This window comes from Paenarthrobacter sp. YJN-D (genome assembly GCF_015040335.1).
Lineage (GTDB): Bacteria > Actinomycetota > Actinomycetes > Actinomycetales > Micrococcaceae > Arthrobacter > Arthrobacter nicotinovorans.
In genome coordinates, this window is record NZ_CP053549.1 from 1907027 (window position 1) to 1923521 (window position 16495).

Below are 16495 nucleotides of genomic sequence, written 5' to 3' on the forward strand. Positions count from 1 at the left end.
CGATTTAAGTGCGATACCCGGTGTCCCAACCCACGATCGAAGTGGACATCGTGGAGGACCACGCCGTCCTGCTCGAAGGGCTTTCCCAGTGGCTCCAGGACAACACCACGGGCATCCGTGTGGTTGGCCGGTTCGCCTCCTGGGCCGAAGCCGCAGCAAGCCTGGGTGCCCTGTCCGACGTCGTTATCCTGGACGTTCTCCTGGGTGACCAGGTCCCGCTGCGCGCCAAGATCCAGGCCATCCTTTCCTCCGGCCCGCAGGTTGTGGTGTGCAGTTCTGTCCTTGACCCTGCCGTAATGCGCCAGGCCATGGCGGCCGGCGCCATGGCCTACATCCCCAAGACAGCCTCCGCGAGTGTGGTGGAAACCGCGCTCCGGCGCGCAGCGCAAGGGCTGCAACACATCACCCCTGAAGTGGCCGCAGCCATGGATGCCGGCAGGGGGGAACCGCAATTGTCCGCCAGGGAGCACCAAGTGGTCTCCGTCTACCTCGGAGGAGAGGCCGGGACCATGGCGGAGACAGCCCAGCTGCTGGGTATCTCCGTGGATGGTGTGAAGAAACACCTGGCGTCAGTGCGCCGGAAGTTCCAGGACGGTCCCGAGCCCCTGACGAGGCTGGGACTCCGGGAGCGGCTCACTGCCGGCGGATGGCTGCTGGAGGACCCGCGGCAGTAGATTCCGGTGGTTGGCCCCGGGGCCGTGGACGTACCGCCCTATAGTGTCGGGGGCACCGCCTAGACTGGTAGGCACCATGGATATGTTGTTTGACCCCTACGCAGACGGACCCTTCAAAGCAGGCACCAAAGCCGCAGTCAAGGCTGCCCCGGAGCTATCACGCCCAGGTGGTGGTGCGCCGGGTCCCCGTCTTCAGGAGGGCGGCGGCGGCCAGTCGGACGGTCCTGCCTCAGGGGGATGGGGCAACCTGGGCACGTCCGGGCTCCCCTCTGCCGATGCCCTGCTCCAAGGGCTGAACCCGCAGCAGGAAGAGGCAGTCAAGCACGCCGGAGGTCCGCTGCTCATCGTTGCAGGCGCAGGTTCGGGCAAAACGCGCGTGCTCAGTAACCGCATCGCCTACCTCATCGCCACCAAACGGGCACACCACGGCGAAATCCTGGCCATTACCTTCACCAACAAGGCAGCAGCCGAGATGCGGGAGCGCATTGAGGCGTTGGTGGGGGCGCGGGCCAAGGGCATGTGGATCTCCACCTTCCACTCCTCCTGTGTCCGTATCCTGCGGCGCGAGGCCGCCAACGTGGGCCTGAACTCGAACTTCTCCATCTACGACTCCGCCGACTCGCTGCGCCTCATCACCCTGGTGGCCAAGAACCTGGACCTCGATCCCAAGAAGTTCGCGCCCAAGGCCATCCAGCACAAGATCTCGGCCCTCAAGAACGAGCTCATCGACGCCGACTCCTACTCCTCCGCGGCGAATCACAACGACCCCTTCGAAACCGCCGTGGCTGATGTCTTCAAGGGCTACACGCAACGCCTGCGCCAGGCCAACGCCATGGATTTCGACGACCTCATCGCAGAGACCGTCTACATGTTCCGGGCTTTCCCTGCGCTCGCGGAGTCCTACCGGCGGCGCTTCCGGCACGTCCTGGTGGACGAGTACCAGGACACCAACCATGCACAGTACGCTCTGGTCAGGGAGATCGTGGGCCTGGGCACTGACACAGAGGTCCAACCCAGCGAACTGACCGTGGTGGGTGATTCGGACCAGTCCATCTACGCCTTCCGCGGTGCGGACATCCGCAACATTGTGGAGTTCGAAGCCGACTATCCGAACGCGCGCACCATCAAGCTGGAGCAGAACTACCGTTCCACGCAGAACATCCTCAGCGCAGCAAACTCCGTCATCTCCCGCAACCCCAACCGCCAGGAAAAGCGGCTGTGGACGGCCGAAGGCGATGGCGAGAAGATCATCGGTTACGTGGGCGAGAACGAGCACGACGAAGCCCAGTTCATTGCCAAGGAAATCGACCGCCTGCAGGACGAGGAAGGCCTGCGTCCCGGAGACGTTGCCATCTTCTACCGGACCAACGCACAGTCGCGCTCCATTGAAGACGTCCTGGTCCGCGTGGGCCTGCCGTACAAGGTTGTTGGCGGCACCCGCTTCTACGAGCGCAAGGAAATCAAGGACGCCCTGGCGTACCTGCGCGTCCTGGTGAACCCGGACGACGACGTCAACCTCCGCCGCGTGCTCAACGAACCCAAACGAGGGATCGGCGACCGTGCCGAGGGTGCCGTCGCCGCCCTTGCCGAGCGCGAGCGGACATCCTTCATGGCTGCGGCGCGTCGGGCGGACCAGGCGCCGGGCATGGCCACGCGTTCGGTCAACGCTGTCCTCGGCTTCGTGAAGCTCCTGGACGACCTCGCGGAAGTCGCCTCCGGATCCGGCGCGGCTGCAGCCCTCGAGGCAGTCCTGGAACAGACCGGCTACCTCGCCGGACTGCGCGCCAGTTCCGACCCGCAGGACGAATCGCGGGTAGAGAACCTTGCCGAACTTGTAGCCGTCGTCCGTGAGTACGAAAGGGACAACCCGGAGGGTTCACTGGGCGAGTTCCTGGAACAGGTGTCCCTGGTGGCTGATGCCGACCAGATTCCGGACGCTCCCGGCGCGGACATCGATGCTGCGGTGGCAGAAGCCAAGCGCATGGGAGTTGTCACGCTGATGACTCTGCACACAGCAAAGGGCCTTGAGTTCCCTGTGGTCTTCCTGACCGGCATGGAGCACGGGATTTTCCCGCACCAACGCTCGGCCACGGACCCCAAGGAACTGGCAGAAGAGCGCCGGCTGGCCTACGTGGGGCTCACCCGGGCACGCCAGCGGCTCTACGTCACGCGCTCGGAGGTCCGCAGCATGTGGGGCCAAAGCCAGTACAACCCGGCCAGCCAGTTCCTCGAAGAGATTCCGTCCGAACTCGTGGAGTGGAAGCGCGAAGGCATGAGCCGGCAGGCGGGCGGATGGGGGAGTGCTCCCATCGGTTCCAACCGTTACGGTGGTTCGTTCTGGGGTGCGGGTACCTCCCGCGGTGTGGCCGCGAGCCCAACCGCCGGGTTCGACGCCGACGTTCCTGCCGCCGTCGCACGCAACAGGGTGCAGCCACAGAAGGAAGTCATTTCCGTAGTGGTGGGGGACAAAGTCAACCACACGAGTTTCGGCAACGGCGTGGTGCTCGGCGTCGAAGGTGCGGGCGACAAGACGGTCGCGAAGGTGAAGTTCGACGTCGGCGAGAAGCGCCTGTTGTTGCGTTATGCGCCGCTGACCAAGCTTGATGCATGAGGCCGCACGGCATAATTGGTGCCATGCGACGCACAGTGTGGGGGATTCTGGCCGCTTTGCTTCTGGTGTTGGTGTCGGGTTGCTCCTTCGCCACCAAGGACCCGGACTACGTTCCGCCTGCCCCTTTGCCGCCGCTGGAGCAACTGCAGCAGGTACCTGTCTCTGAGCAGACCACTCTGGCTGCGGGCGAGGACGTGACAGCTTTCGTCACCGGGGACCGGAACATCGTGTGCGCCATGACCTCCTCAAGGGGCGGCCACCTCAACCTCCCGTACGAGGCCAACAGCTACTCGGACGCAGCCAACAACAAATTCGCGGTAGTGCCGGTGGCGCACTGCGAACTTGCCGCGTACGCCAAGGCTGAGCTTGACGACATGGCGGACGATTGCGCAGGCACCGGGCTGGGCTACCTTGGCGGAACAGCGCTCCTCACTCCGGACAAGGCCGTCTACGGCTCGTGTCGTTCCGGCGTAACACAAATGGAGTCGGAGTTCGGACCCAAGGGCAGCCGCAACGGTCCCATCTCCAAGCTTCGCGAGCTGGCCGACGGCCAGAACATCGAACGCAACGGCCTGCGGTGTTCTGCCTACAACGGGGGAGTAGCCTGCGGAAACGTCTCCGGGGGCGTGGCGTTCTTCGTCAGCCGTGAGGGTTACCAGTTGGTTTCCGACGGCGGCAAGACGGTCCGCGGGAGCCTGAAGGAAGGCTTCTGATGGGCTTTGCACGGATCCGGAAGAACCCAAAATCCGCGTGATTATGCGGTTTTTCTACATACGATAGAAGTGTAAGGTTACTCACTTAACGGGTACTGTGTAGCTGGCGGGACTCCTCAAAGGGCTAAAGTTCCGAGAGGACCTTACGCAATGTGACCGGCTTCAATCCTGGTTGTTACCGCGTACTCTCCGCAGCTGGCTATCGCGGTCATCGCGGTTCCCGGCTGAACAGAAAACTACTTCGACGTAGAAGGACACTAAACCGTGGACCTGTTTGAATATCAGGCGCGCGATATGTTCGAAGCGCACGGTGTACCCGTGCTCGCCGGCATCGTGGCGCACACTCCTGAAGAAGCGAAGGCAGCTGCCGAGAAGATCGGCGGCGTAACAGTCGTCAAGGCACAGGTTAAGGTTGGTGGCCGCGGCAAGGCCGGCGGCGTCAAGGTTGCCAAGTCTGCCGACGAGGCACTTGAGCACGCCACCAATATCCTGGGCATGGACATCAAGGGCCACACCGTCAACAAGGTGATGATCGCCCAGGGTGCTGACATCGCCGAGGAATTCTACTTCTCGGTCCTCCTGGACCGTGCCAACCGCAACTACCTGGCCATGTGCTCGGTTGAAGGCGGCATGGAAATCGAGCAGCTTGCTGTCGAGCGTCCCGAGGCCCTGGCCAAGATCGCCATCGACCCGGCTGTGGGCATCGACCAGGCCAAGGCTGACGAGATCGTCGCAGCTGCAGGCTTCGCTGAAGAACTGCGCGGCAAGGTCGCCGACGTCATTCTGAAGCTCTGGGATGTCTTCAAGAAGGAAGACGCAACCCTGGTTGAGGTCAACCCGCTGGTCCGCACCGGAGCAGGCGACATCGTTGCCCTCGACGGCAAGGTCTCCCTGGACGAGAACGCCGACTTCCGCCACGTGCACCACGCAACGCTGGAAGACAAGGACGCAGCTGACCCGCTCGAGGCCAAGGCCAAGGCCCAGGACCTCAACTACGTCAAGCTGGACGGCGAAGTAGGCATCATCGGCAACGGCGCCGGTCTTGTGATGTCCACCCTCGACGTCGTTGCTTACGCCGGCGAGAACCACGGCAACGTCAAGCCCGCCAACTTCCTGGACATCGGTGGTGGAGCTTCCGCCGAGGTCATGGCCAACGGCCTGGACGTTATCCTGGGCGACTCCCAGGTCAAGAGCGTGTTCGTGAACGTCTTCGGCGGCATCACTGCGTGTGACGCTGTTGCCAAGGGCATCGTGGGTGCACTGGCCGAGCTCGGGTCTTCCGCGAACAAGCCGCTGGTTGTTCGCCTCGACGGCAACAACGTTGAGGAAGGCCGCCGCATCCTGACCGAGGCCAACCACCCGCTGGTAACCCTGGCCGCCACCATGGACGAGGGCGCCGACAAGGCCGCCGAGCTCGCCAACGCAGCTAAGTAAAGGGACGCGACAATGTCTATCTACCTCAACAAGGACTCCAAGGTCATCGTTCAGGGCATCACCGGCGGCGAGGGCACCAAGCACACCGCCCTGATGCTCAAGGCCGGCACCAATATTGTTGGTGGCGTCAATGCCCGCAAGGCCGGCACCACGGTCCTGCACGGCGACAAGGAAATCACTGTCTTCGGCACCGTCAAGGAAGCCATGGCTGAAACCGGCGCTGACGTCTCCATCGTCTTCGTTCCGCCGGCATTCACCAAGGACGCCGTGGTTGAAGCCATCGAAGCCGGCATCGGCCTCGTGGTTGTCATCACCGAAGGTGTTCCGGTTCAGGACTCCGCAGAGTTCTGGGCACTGGCCCAGTCCAAGGTGGACGCCGACGGCAAGCAGGTCACGCGCATCATCGGACCGAACTGCCCCGGCATCATCACCCCGGGCGAGGCCCTGGTTGGCATCACCCCTGCGAACATCACGGGCAAGGGCCCCATCGGCCTCGTGTCCAAGTCCGGTACCTTGACCTACCAGATGATGTACGAACTCCGTGACCTCGGCTTCTCCACCGCGATCGGCATCGGTGGCGACCCCATCATCGGCACCACGCACATCGACGCCCTGGCCGCGTTCGAAGCTGACCCCGAGACCAAGGCAATCGTCATGATCGGCGAAATCGGTGGCGACGCTGAAGAGCGCGCAGCCGACTTCATCAAGGCCAACGTCACCAAGCCTGTTGTTGGCTACGTGGCTGGCTTCACCGCTCCCGAAGGCAAGACCATGGGCCACGCCGGCGCCATCGTCTCCGGTTCCGCTGGTACCGCACAGGCCAAGAAGGAAGCCCTCGAAGCTGCAGGCGTGAAGGTCGGCAAGACGCCGTCCGAGACCGCGAAGCTGCTGCGCGAAGTTTACGCAACGCTCAAGGTTCCGCAGTAAGACTAACGACGGCGGCCCGGTGCCTTCCCATGGAAGGTGCCGGGCCGCCGTCGTACTTTAAGCGTTCGTTGTGGGGCCTGCTGTGCGGGGTATTCGCGTGTTTTGGGGCGCAGAGTGGGCCTCGCAACGTGAGGTTCCTCGTTGTGGGGCCCGTTGTGCGGGGTATTCGCGTGTTTGGGTGGCGTAGCGCGGGGACGAGTGACGCGCATGTTCGCTGGGGACGCGCATATTCGTTGGTGACGCCCGGATGTGGGTGTCCTGGGTCGGGTTGGGTGTCGCTCAGGAGTTTGGGTGTCATTTACGACGGCGGCCCGGCTCCCTTCCCCGCGGAAGGTGCCGGGCCGCCGTCGTACTTTAAGCGTTCGTTGTGGGGCCTGCTGTGCGGGGTATTCGCGTGTTTGGGGGCGGCGCGGGGACGAGTGACGCGCATGTTTGCTGGCGACGCGCATATTCGTTGGTGACGCCCGGATGTGGGTGTCCTGGGTCGGGTTGCGTGTCGCTCAGGAGTTTGGGTGTCATTTAAGACGGCGGCCCGGTGCCCTTCCCCGCGGAAGGTGCCGGGCCGCCGTCGTACTTTAAGCGTTCGTTGTGGGGCCCGCTGTGCGGGGTATTCGCGTGTTTGGGGGCGCAGAGTGGGCCTCGCAACGTGAGGTTCCTCGTTGTGGGGCCTGTTGTGCGGGGTATTCGCGTGTTTGGGTGGCGTAGCGCGGGGACGAGTGACGCGCATGTTCGCTGGGGACACGCATATTCGTTGGTGACGCCCGTATGTGGGTGTCCTGGATCGGGTTGGGTGTCGCTCAGGAGTTTGGGTGTCATTTACGACGGCGGCCCGGTCCCTTCCCCGCGGAAGGTGCCGGGCCGCCGTCGTACTTTAAGCGTTCGTTGTGGGGCCTGCTGTGCGGGGTATTCGCGTGTTTTGGGGCGCAGAGTGGGCCTTGCAACGTGAGGTTCCCCGTTGTGGGGCCCGCTTTGCGGGGTATTCGCATGTTTTGGGGCGCAGAGTGGGCCTCGCAACGCTCAAGCAAAGGCCCGTCCGGAATGTCCCGGGCGGGCTTTTGCTGTACTCCAGATGCAATTGTTTGTTAGTATGTCAGGACAAACTACTCCAGGAGGATCGCAATGCCGCTTGTTCGAATCGATGTAAATCAAGGTCGCTCGCCCGCGGAGCTGGCTGCCCTCAGCCGCGCCATCCACGACGCCATCCTTGCCGAGTATGGAATCCCCGAGCGGGACTACTTCCACATCCTTACGGAACATGCGCAGGGTCAAATCGTCGCCCAGGACGCAGGCCTCGGTTTCGAGCGCACCGACAGTGTGGTCATGATCCAGATCTTCACCCAGGGTGGACGCAGCCAGGAGGCCAAGAGCTCCCTCTTTGAGGCCATCGCGACTGGTCTGGCCGGTGTGGGCGTGGCGGGCGAGGATGTCTTCGTGGGATACATGGAGAACTCGCCGGGGGACTGGTCCTTTGGCTTTGGGCGCAGCCAATATGTCAGTGGGGAACTGGCCGTTCCGAGCAAGTAAAAGCTGTCCGTGTCATGTTGTAAATATGTCAGTACAAACCTTTGACAGGACATGAAATCTGGTGCAAAGTAGTCATGTGGCCCCGCTCACTGAGGGGTGGCAAGGCATTGGGGCCCAGCGCTCAAAGGTTCAGAGTTCACAAGAGAAAGGTCAACGATTACCGTGACCCACGAACTACTCACGATCGGGCGCATCAGCGTTGATATCTACCCGAATGACATCGGAGTGGACCTGGAGGACGTGACGTCCTTCGGTAAGTACCTCGGAGGCTCGCCCTCCAACGTGGCTGTTGCGGCAGCCCGCCATGGCCGCCGCACCGGTGTCATCACCCGCACCGGCGATGACGCCTTCGGGAAGTACCTGCACCGCGAACTTCACAAGTTCAACGTTGACGATTCGTTCGTGTCGCCGGTTGCGGAATACCCCACGGCAGTGACGTTCTGCGCGATCAAGCCCGCAACGGACGAGTTCCCGCTGTACTTCTACGGCCGCTTCCCCACGGCGCCTGACCTGCAGATCAAAGCCGAAGAGCTTGATCTGGAAGCTGTCCGCGAAGCAGGAATCTTCTGGTCCACCGTCACCGGCCTGTGCCAGGAGCCCAGCCGCAGCGCACACATCGCCGCACACCAGGCCCGTCCCCGGACCGGCTTGAAGCCGGGCCAGTTCACCATCTTGGACCTGGATTACCGCCCCATGTTCTGGTCGTCCGAAGAAGAAGCCCGCACCGAGGTCGCCAAGATCCTCCCGCACGTCACTGTCGCGATCGGCAACGATAAGGAATGCGCCGTCGCCGTGGGTGAGGGAACGCCTGATGAGCAGGCGGACCGCTTGCTGGCCTCCGGCGTCGAAATCGCCGTCGTGAAGCTTGGCGCTGAAGGCGTGATGGCCAAGACCCGCACGGAACGCGTGGTCTCGGCGCCAGTCCCGGTGGAAACCGTCAACGGCCTGGGCGCCGGCGACTCCTTCGGCGGCGCTTTCTGTCACGGACTGCTGTCCGGCTGGCCGCTGTCGGAAGTCCTCGACTACGCCAACGCTTCGGGCGCGATTGTCGCCTCCCGGGTGTCGTGCGCGGATGCGATGCCGACGCCGGACGAGGTCACCTCGCTGCTCGCCGAACGTGGCCGGCCCATTCCCGGTGCCTCACTTGCAGCCTCCTCGACCCTCGCAGAAGGAGCAGTGCGTTGAGCCTCAACGATGACCCCCGCCGTTATGAGCACCTGAGCCGGATCAGGCTTGAAGACCCGGAAGCTGTTGCCCGCGCGGCAGCCACGCGCCGCAGGCACCCTGGACTGAAGCACGGCAAGCAGAACTTCATCGTCGCGGCTGACCACCCGGCCCGTGGTGCCCTGGCCGTCGGCTCCGAGCCCATGGCGATGGCCGACCGCCGCGACCTCCTGGACCGCCTCCAGATTGCGTTGGCCAACCCCGCCGTGGACGGCATCCTCGCCTCGCCGGACATCATGGACGACCTCCTGCTCCTGGGCGCGTTGGATGGCAAACTCATTTTTGGTTCCATGAACCGTGGCGGCCTGGCCGGTCTGGTCAACGAGTTCGACGACCGTTTCACCGGACACACGGCAGAGGCCCTTGAAGCACTCGGCGCCGATGGCGGCAAGATGCTGACCCGTATCTGCCTGGGCGACCCGGACACGGTGGCCACCCTCGAAGCCACTGCCAAAGCCATTGATTCCCTGGCAGCACGCAAGCTGATCGCCATGGTGGAGCCGTTCCTGTCCGTGCGTGACGCCCACGGCAAAGTCCGCAACGACCTCCGCGCGGATGCTGTGATCAAGTCCGTGGGAATTGCCGAGGGCCTCGGTTCTACCAGTGCCTACACCTGGATGAAGCTGCCGGTGGTGGCCGAAATGGAACGCGTCATGGCCTCCACCACCCTGCCGACCGTACTCTTGGGCGGCGACCCGGACGGTACCCAGGACGAGGTGTTCGCCAGCTGGCAAGCGGCATTGGCACTTCCGGGCGTGCGTGGCCTGACGGTCGGGCGCACCCTGCTGTACCCGCACGACGGCGACGTCGCAGGTGCCGTAGCAACGGCCGCCTCGCTGCTGAACAACACTGCGTCCGTGCCCGCCGTCGCGGCGAAGAATGGCGCTGATGCCCGTATTCCAGTGAAAGTATCGGAGTAGAAGACCCATGGGAACAGCAACCCGTCGGATGACCGTGGCGCAGGCCGTGGTCGAGTTCCTTTCCAAGCAGTACACCGTGGATTCCATTAACGGAGTGGAGTATCGTGAGCGCCTGATTCCGGGCACGTTCGGCATCTTCGGACACGGCAATGTTGCTGGTGTGGGACAGGCCTTGAAGCAGTACCAGGCCGCGGACCCCACCATCATGCCGTACTACCAGGGCCGCAACGAGCAGGCCCAGGCCCATCAGGCGGTAGGTTACGCACGGCACACGCGCCGCCGCCAGACGTTCGCGATCAGCACCTCCATCGGCCCGGGTTCCTCGAACCTGCTGACAGGTGCCGCCTTGGCCACCACCAACCGCCTTCCCGTTCTGCTGCTGCCGAGTGACACCTTCGCAACCCGCGCGGCGGACCCTGTGCTGCAGCAGTTGGAGCTCCCGTACGCTTACGACATCACGGTCAACGATGCCTTCCGTCCGTTGTCCAAATTCTTCGACCGGGTTTCGCGTCCGGAACAGTTGTTCTCCGCGTTCCACCACGGGCTGCGTGTCCTGACCGACCCGGCGGAGACTGGTGCCGTCACCATTTCGCTGCCGCAGGATGTCCAGGCGGAGGCCTTCGACGTCCCGGAAGAGTTCCTGGCCGAACGTGAATGGCGGATCCGCCGCCCCGAGGCCGAGGATGACGACATCCGCCGCGCCGTGGAGGCCATCCGCGCGGCCAAGCGCCCGCTGATCATCGCCGGGGGTGGAGTCCTCTACGCCTACGCCAACGATGAACTCGCCAAGTTCGCTGAACTGACCGGCATTCCGGTAGGCAACACCCAGGCCGGCGTGGGCGTCCTGCCGTGGGACCACAAGTTCTCCCTCGGTGCCATCGGTTCAACCGGCACGACGGCGGCCAACGCCATCGCCGCCGAAGCGGACCTCATCATCGGGATCGGCACGCGCTACGAGGACTTCACCACCGCGTCCCGCACGGCGTTCCAAAACCCGGACGTGAAGTTCGTGAACATCAACGTGGCCCCAATCGACGCTTACAAGCACGGGACAACGCTCCCGATCGTCGCTGACGCCCGCAAGGCATTGGTGAAGCTGAACGAGGCCCTGGGCGGGTACCGCGTCGGTGCTGACCTCGAACAGAAGGTCGCTGCGGAAAAGAAGCGCTGGAACGCGATCGTGGACGAGGCTTTCGAGACCCGTTACACACCGCTGCCGGCCCAGAACGAGATCATCGGTGCCACCAACAAGGCCATGGATGACCACGACGTTGTCATCTGTGCCGCCGGTTCGCTGCCGGGTGACCTGCACAAGATGTGGCGTGTCCGCGACCCGTTCGGCTACCACGTGGAATACGCGTACTCCTGCATGGGCTACGAAATCCCCGGCGGGCTGGGCGTGAAGCGCGCAGCGCTGGCCGAAGCCGCCGCCGGTGGTCCGGACAGGGATGTGGTGGTCATGGTGGGGGACGGCTCCTACCTGATGATGCATACCGAACTGGTCACCGCCGTCGCCGAACGCATCAAGCTGATCGTGGTCCTGATCCAGAACCACGGCTACGCCTCCATCGGTTCGCTGTCCGAGTCCCTCGGCTCGCAGCGCTTCGGTACGCAGTACCGCGTCCTGGACAAAGAACAGCACAGTTTCGACGCCGGTGAACACCTGCCCATCGACCTCGCCACCAACGCCGAATCCCTGGGCGCGAAGGTCATCCGGATCGAGCCTGGAGAGAACGTCATTGAGTCCCTGGGCGCCGCCATCAAGGAAGCCAAGGCAGCCCCGGAGACCGGCCCGATCGTGATCCACGTCGAATCCGATCCGCTGCTGGATGCGCCGTCCTCCGAATCCTGGTGGGACGTCCCCGTCTCGCAGGTCTCGGACCTGGAGTCCACCCAGCAGGCCTACAAGACATACACCGACCACAAGAACCGCCAGCGCAAACTGCTCGGCTGATTCCCGCACACGTCACGCTACAGACCAAAGGAAGTCCGCACATGTCGACGACGACCACACTGACCACCATTCACCACTTCATCAACGGCGCTGAAACCACCGGTGAGGGCGACCGCACCCAGCCGGTGTACAACCCGGCCACCGGCCAGGTTACGGCTGAACTGCGCCTGGCCAACGAGGCTGACCTGAACACAGCGGTTGCCGCCGCGAAGAAGGCCGCGGAGTCCTGGGGTGACATTTCCCTGGCCAAGCGCACCGCCGTGCTGTTCAAGTTCCGTGAGCTCGTGGCCGCCCACGTGGACGAACTCGCTGAGCTGATCACCGCCGAGCACGGCAAGGTCCTCTCTGACGCCAAGGGCGAGATCGGCCGTGGCCTGGAGGTCATCGAGTTCGCTTGTGGCATTCCGCAGTTGCTCAAGGGTGACTACTCTGACCAGGTCTCCACGGGCATCGATGTTTTCTCGTTCCGTGAGCCGCTGGGCGTGGTAGCCGGTATCACGCCGTTCAACTTCCCGGTCATGGTTCCGTTGTGGATGGCTCCGATGGCCATCGCCACCGGCAACGCGTTCATCCTCAAGCCCTCCGAGCGCGATCCGTCCGCCTCGATGCTGCTGGCCAAGCTGTGGAAGCAGGCCGGACTGCCGGACGGAGTGTTCCAGGTCCTGCATGGTGGCAAGGAAACCGTTGAGGGCCTGCTGACCCACCCGGACGTGGACGGCATCTCCTTCGTCGGCTCCACCCCGATCGCCCAGTACGTCCACGAGACCGCCACCAAGCACGGCAAGCGCGTCCAGGCCCTGGGCGGGGCGAAGAACCACGCCATCGTAATGCCCGACGCCGACCTCGACAACGCCGCAGACCACCTCGCCGCTGCCGCTTTCGGCTCAGCGGGGGAGCGCTGCATGGCCATCTCCGTCGCTGTGGCCGTCGGTGACGCCGCCGACCTGATCGTGAAGAAGGTCGAAGAACGCGCCCTGGCCGTGAAGGTCAAGAACGGCACCGAACCCGACGCTGAAATGGGCCCGGTCATCACCCCGGCTTCCAAGGAACGCATCGTCAAGATCGTCACCGAAGCCGAAACGGCCGGCGCGGCAATGGTGGTGGATGGCCGTGACCTGGTGGTCCCCGGCCACGAAGACGGCTTCTGGGTGGGCCCCACCGTGATCGACCACGTCAAGACCGAAATGACCGCCTACACCGAGGAAATCTTCGGACCCGTCCTGGTGGTGGTCCGCGTGGCCGACCTTGAGGAAGGCATCGCCCTGATCAACTCCAACCCGTACGGCAACGGCACCGCGATCTTCACCTCCTCCGGCGCGAACGCCCGGAAGTTCCAGCGCTCCGTGACCGTGGGCATGGTCGGCATCAACGTACCCCTGCCCGTGCCGGTGGCCTACCACTCCTTCGGTGGTTGGAAGAACTCCCTCTTCGGAGACAAGCACATCTACGGCCCCGAAGGCGTCTCCTTCTACACCCGGGGCAAGGTCATCACCTCACGCTGGCCCGAGCCCACCCACGCCTCCGGCGCCTCGTACAACTTCCCCTCCAACTAGCAGCTTCCCGAAGAAGGACAACGCTGTCATGACTGATGTTGAGAACAAGCTGATCATCGGCACCGCCCCCGACTCCTGGGGCGTATGGTTCGCGGATGATCCCCAACAGACCCCCTGGGAACGCTTCCTGGACGAGGTTGCGGAGTCCGGCTACAAGTGGATCGAACTGGGCCCGTACGGCTACCTGCCGAACGACCCCGCACGCTTGGCTGAAGAGCTCAAGCAGCGCGACCTCAAGGTCACTGCGGGAACGGTCTTCACGGCTTTCCACCGCGGGGCCAAGCAGTACGACGAGGCGTGGGAACCGGCGCGCAAGGTTGCCGAACTGACGGCAGCCATGGGCGGTGAACACGTGGTGGTCATCCCCGCGATGTGGCGGGACGATGTCACAGGCGAGGCCGTGGAAAACGGTAACTTGACGGATGAGCAGTGGGCGGACCTCTTCGCAGGCCACAACCGCATGGGCAAGGTCCTGCTGGAGGACTTCGGGCTGCACCAGCAGTTCCACTCGCACGCCGATTCGCACGTCGGTGCGCAGCAGGACATCGAAACCCTGCTGGCGGCGACGGATCCGCGGTACTTGAACCTTTGCCTGGACACGGGCCACGCGGAATACTGCGGCGCTTCCAGCCTGGAACTCATCAAAAACTATCCGGACCGCATCGGCTACCTGCACCTCAAGCAGATCAACCCCGAGGTCCTTGCCGAGGTCAACGAGAAGAACATGACGTGGGCAGCTGCCAACATTGCCGGCGTGATGACCGAGCCGCCGAACGGACTCCCGGACCTGCGCGCCGTCATCGACGCCGTGGAGGCGCTCAACCGCCCCATTTTCGGCATCGTCGAGCAGGACATGTACCCGGTGGCATTCGATGTACCGATGCCCATCGCCAAGCGGACCCGCAACTATCTGCTTTCCTGCGGATCCCGTACCCGCGTTGAGTAACGCAGTCCAGTAACGCCTGCCAACAGCACCCCACAAGAACCTCACGAAGGATAAGAACAGTGACCAAGACTCTCCGCGTTGCCGTCATCGGTGCGGGCCGCATGGGTGCGGACCACATCAAGCGCCTCAGCACCCGCATCCACGGCGCTGAAGTTGCCGCCGTCGTCGACGTCGACCTCGCCCGCGCGCAAGCCGCCATTGAAGGCATCGACGGCGCCGTGGCGCTGGCCAGCGCCGACGAGGCCCTCAACAACGGTGACGTGAACGCCGTCCTCATTGCCACCCCGGGATTCCTCCACGAGGAAATCCTCTACAAGGCGCTCGAAAAAGACTTCCCGATTCTTTGCGAGAAGCCGCTGACCCCTGACGCTGAAAGCGCCTGGAAGGTTGTTCAGGCCGAGCAGGCGCTCGGCCACAAGCGGATCCAGGTGGGCTTCATGCGCCGCTTCGACGCCGAGTATGCGGCGCTCGGTTCGGTCATCCGCAACAGCGAATTGGGGGAGCTGTTGATGCTGCACCACCAGCACCGCAACCCGACAACGCCCGAGGGCTTCACCAACGAGATGCTGATCAACGACTCCGTGGTCCACGAATTCGACGCGATCCGCTACTTCACCGGTGAGGAAATCACCTCCGTGCAGGTCCGCCTGGGCAAGGCGACGCGTAACGCCCCGAACGGCCAGCACGATCCCCAGCACGTGTTGCTGGAGACCGAATCAGGTGTGCTGGCCGACGTCGAAATCTATGTCAACGCCAAGTTCGGCTACCAGGTGGCTACGCAGGCTTCCTTCGAGGACGGCATTGTGAGCATCGGCGGGGACTCCGGCCCCTACATCCAGTCCGCGGGCAAGTGGGGCGGCAACGTCACCCCGGGCTTTGAGGAGCGTTTCGGAGCGGCGTACGACGTCGAGGTGCAGGCTTGGGTGGACGCCGCCCTTCGTGGCGAAATCGGCGGGCCCACCGCTTGGGACGGTTACGCCACCGCGGCTTGCTGCGAGGCAGGCGTCGAGGCCCAGAAGTCCGGCGAGAAGGTCAAAGTCCAGCTGAACACCAAGCCGGACCTGTACAAGTAGGGGATTGAGCATGAAGATCGCACTGGATCCCACACCGTTCCACCACAGTCACAGCCTGCTGGAGTTCCCGCGTGTGGCCGCGGACCTGGGCTACAAATACCTGCAGATGACCCCGCACGCGGACCTCATCCCGTTCTTCAACCACCCCAAGGCAGACGACGAGCTGGTGGGGAAGCTGAAAGCAGCGTGCAAGGACGCCGGCGTCGAGATCGCCTCGGTCCTGCCGGTCCTGCGCTGGTCCGGTCCGGACGAGGATGCGCGGGAAGCCGCGGTCCGCTACTGGAAGCGCGCCATCCAGATTGCCGTGGACCTTGGGGTGCAGACCATGAACACGGAGTTCAGCGGCCGCCCCGAGAAGGCCGAAGAGTCGGAGCGGGCGTTCTACCGCTCCATGGAAGAGCTCCTGCCAATCATCGAACGCGAAGATCTGGACGTGCTGATTGACCCGCACCCGGACGACTTCGTTGAAGACGGGCTTGCTGCCCTGCGCGTGATCCGCGGCGTCAACTCGCCGAATATCGGCATGGTCTATGTCGCTTCGCACACGTTCCACATGGGGAACCAACCCTTGGAGATCATGCGGGCGGCCGGGGACAAGCTGCGGCTGGTCCACGTCTCGGACACCATGAACCATCACGCGTCCCACGGCCTGCGCTACATCACCAACCCGCCCGGCAACGCCGTACGCGTCCACCAGCACCTGAAGATCGGCGACGGGGACGTCAACTGGGACGGGTTCTTTGGCGGGCTGAAAGAAATCGGCTTCCTGGACAAGGCGAACACCGTGATGGTTTCTTCGGTCTTCGCCGAGGATGAGAACGCGGAAGACGTGTCCCGCTACCAGCTCAAGACGATGAACGACTACATCGCCCAGGCCAAGTAACGCGAGTTTTCGTACAGCTAATGCCCCCAAGACGCGGTCTTGGGGGCATTAGCCGTACA

The 16495-nt window shown here is 63.7% G+C and carries 13 protein-coding genes; all 13 read left to right on the forward strand.

Annotation, left to right across the window (positions count from 1 at the left end):
• Nucleotides 1–20 precede the first annotated feature (20 nt).
• The 13 genes from HMI60_RS09040 (at nt 21) to HMI60_RS09100 (ending at nt 16436) form a co-directional block, all read left to right on the forward strand.
• The gene (locus HMI60_RS09040) at nt 21–674 is read left to right on the forward strand and encodes a response regulator transcription factor (protein ID WP_018779609.1); all 654 of its coding nucleotides are present in this window, start codon (nt 21–23) and stop codon (nt 672–674) included.
• A 76-nt stretch (nt 675–750) separates the two neighbouring features.
• Nucleotides 751–3285 carry a DNA helicase PcrA gene (pcrA, locus tag HMI60_RS09045; RefSeq protein WP_193590995.1) on the forward strand — a complete coding sequence of 845 codons (2535 nt, stop codon included), beginning with the start codon at nt 751–753 and terminating at the stop codon, nt 3283–3285.
• Nucleotides 3286–3308: 23 nt separating this feature from the next.
• Nucleotides 3309–3998, forward strand: coding sequence for a hypothetical protein (locus HMI60_RS09050; protein WP_055973477.1), 690 nt, complete (start codon nt 3309–3311; stop codon nt 3996–3998).
• Between the two features lie 264 nt (nt 3999–4262).
• Nucleotides 4263–5432, forward strand: coding sequence for an ADP-forming succinate--CoA ligase subunit beta (gene sucC, locus HMI60_RS09055; RefSeq protein WP_039240049.1), 1170 nt, complete (start codon nt 4263–4265; stop codon nt 5430–5432).
• Nucleotides 5433–5444: 12 nt separating this feature from the next.
• Nucleotides 5445–6359: a succinate--CoA ligase subunit alpha gene (gene sucD, locus HMI60_RS09060; RefSeq protein ID WP_193590996.1), complete on the forward strand. Its 915-nt coding sequence runs from the start codon at nt 5445–5447 to the stop codon at nt 6357–6359.
• A 1119-nt stretch (nt 6360–7478) separates the two neighbouring features.
• A complete protein-coding gene (locus tag HMI60_RS09065; protein WP_193590997.1) occupies nt 7479–7883 on the forward strand; it encodes a tautomerase family protein in 405 nt (134 codons plus the stop codon).
• Between the two features lie 162 nt (nt 7884–8045).
• Nucleotides 8046–9068, forward strand: a complete 1023-nt coding sequence (gene iolC / locus HMI60_RS09070; RefSeq protein WP_193590998.1) for a 5-dehydro-2-deoxygluconokinase — start codon at nt 8046–8048, stop codon at nt 9066–9068.
• Entirely contained in the window at nt 9065–10027 is a 963-nt protein-coding gene (locus HMI60_RS09075; RefSeq protein WP_018779616.1) for a deoxyribose-phosphate aldolase, read from the forward strand. Before iolC ends, HMI60_RS09075 begins: the two co-directional genes overlap by 4 nt.
• Nucleotides 10028–10034: 7 nt before the next feature.
• Complete coding sequence (iolD, locus tag HMI60_RS09080; protein ID WP_193590999.1) at nt 10035–11981, forward strand: 3D-(3,5/4)-trihydroxycyclohexane-1,2-dione acylhydrolase (decyclizing); 1947 nt, start codon at nt 10035–10037, stop codon at nt 11979–11981.
• 41 nt (nt 11982–12022) lie between these two features.
• Nucleotides 12023–13534, forward strand: coding sequence for a CoA-acylating methylmalonate-semialdehyde dehydrogenase (locus tag HMI60_RS09085; RefSeq protein ID WP_039240057.1), 1512 nt, complete (start codon nt 12023–12025; stop codon nt 13532–13534).
• Between the two features lie 28 nt (nt 13535–13562).
• Complete coding sequence (locus HMI60_RS09090; protein ID WP_039240059.1) at nt 13563–14480, forward strand: sugar phosphate isomerase/epimerase; 918 nt, start codon at nt 13563–13565, stop codon at nt 14478–14480.
• A 59-nt stretch (nt 14481–14539) separates the two neighbouring features.
• Nucleotides 14540–15553 (forward strand): Gfo/Idh/MocA family protein, encoded by a 1014-nt coding sequence (locus tag HMI60_RS09095; RefSeq protein ID WP_110505761.1) that lies wholly within the window; start codon nt 14540–14542, stop codon nt 15551–15553.
• A 10-nt stretch (nt 15554–15563) separates the two neighbouring features.
• Entirely contained in the window at nt 15564–16436 is an 873-nt protein-coding gene (locus HMI60_RS09100) for a sugar phosphate isomerase/epimerase family protein (RefSeq protein ID WP_193591000.1), read from the forward strand.
• Nucleotides 16437–16495 lie beyond the last annotated feature (59 nt).

Bases quoted from the DNA above. Each gene is read 5' to 3' on its own strand.
- pcrA (WP_193590995.1), top strand. From the start codon at position 751: ATGGATATGTTGTTTGACCCCTACGCAGACGGACCCTTCAAAGCAGGC.
- HMI60_RS09050 (WP_055973477.1), top strand. From the start codon at position 3,309: ATGCGACGCACAGTGTGGGGGATTCTGGCCGCTTTGCTTCTGGTGTTG.
- sucD (WP_193590996.1), top strand. From the start codon at position 5,445: ATGTCTATCTACCTCAACAAGGACTCCAAGGTCATCGTTCAGGGCATC.
- HMI60_RS09065 (WP_193590997.1), top strand. From the start codon at position 7,479: ATGCCGCTTGTTCGAATCGATGTAAATCAAGGTCGCTCGCCCGCGGAG.
- iolD (WP_193590999.1), top strand. From the start codon at position 10,035: ATGGGAACAGCAACCCGTCGGATGACCGTGGCGCAGGCCGTGGTCGAG.
- HMI60_RS09085 (WP_039240057.1), top strand. From the start codon at position 12,023: ATGTCGACGACGACCACACTGACCACCATTCACCACTTCATCAACGGC.
- HMI60_RS09090 (WP_039240059.1), top strand. From the start codon at position 13,563: ATGACTGATGTTGAGAACAAGCTGATCATCGGCACCGCCCCCGACTCC.
- HMI60_RS09100 (WP_193591000.1), top strand. From the start codon at position 15,564: ATGAAGATCGCACTGGATCCCACACCGTTCCACCACAGTCACAGCCTG.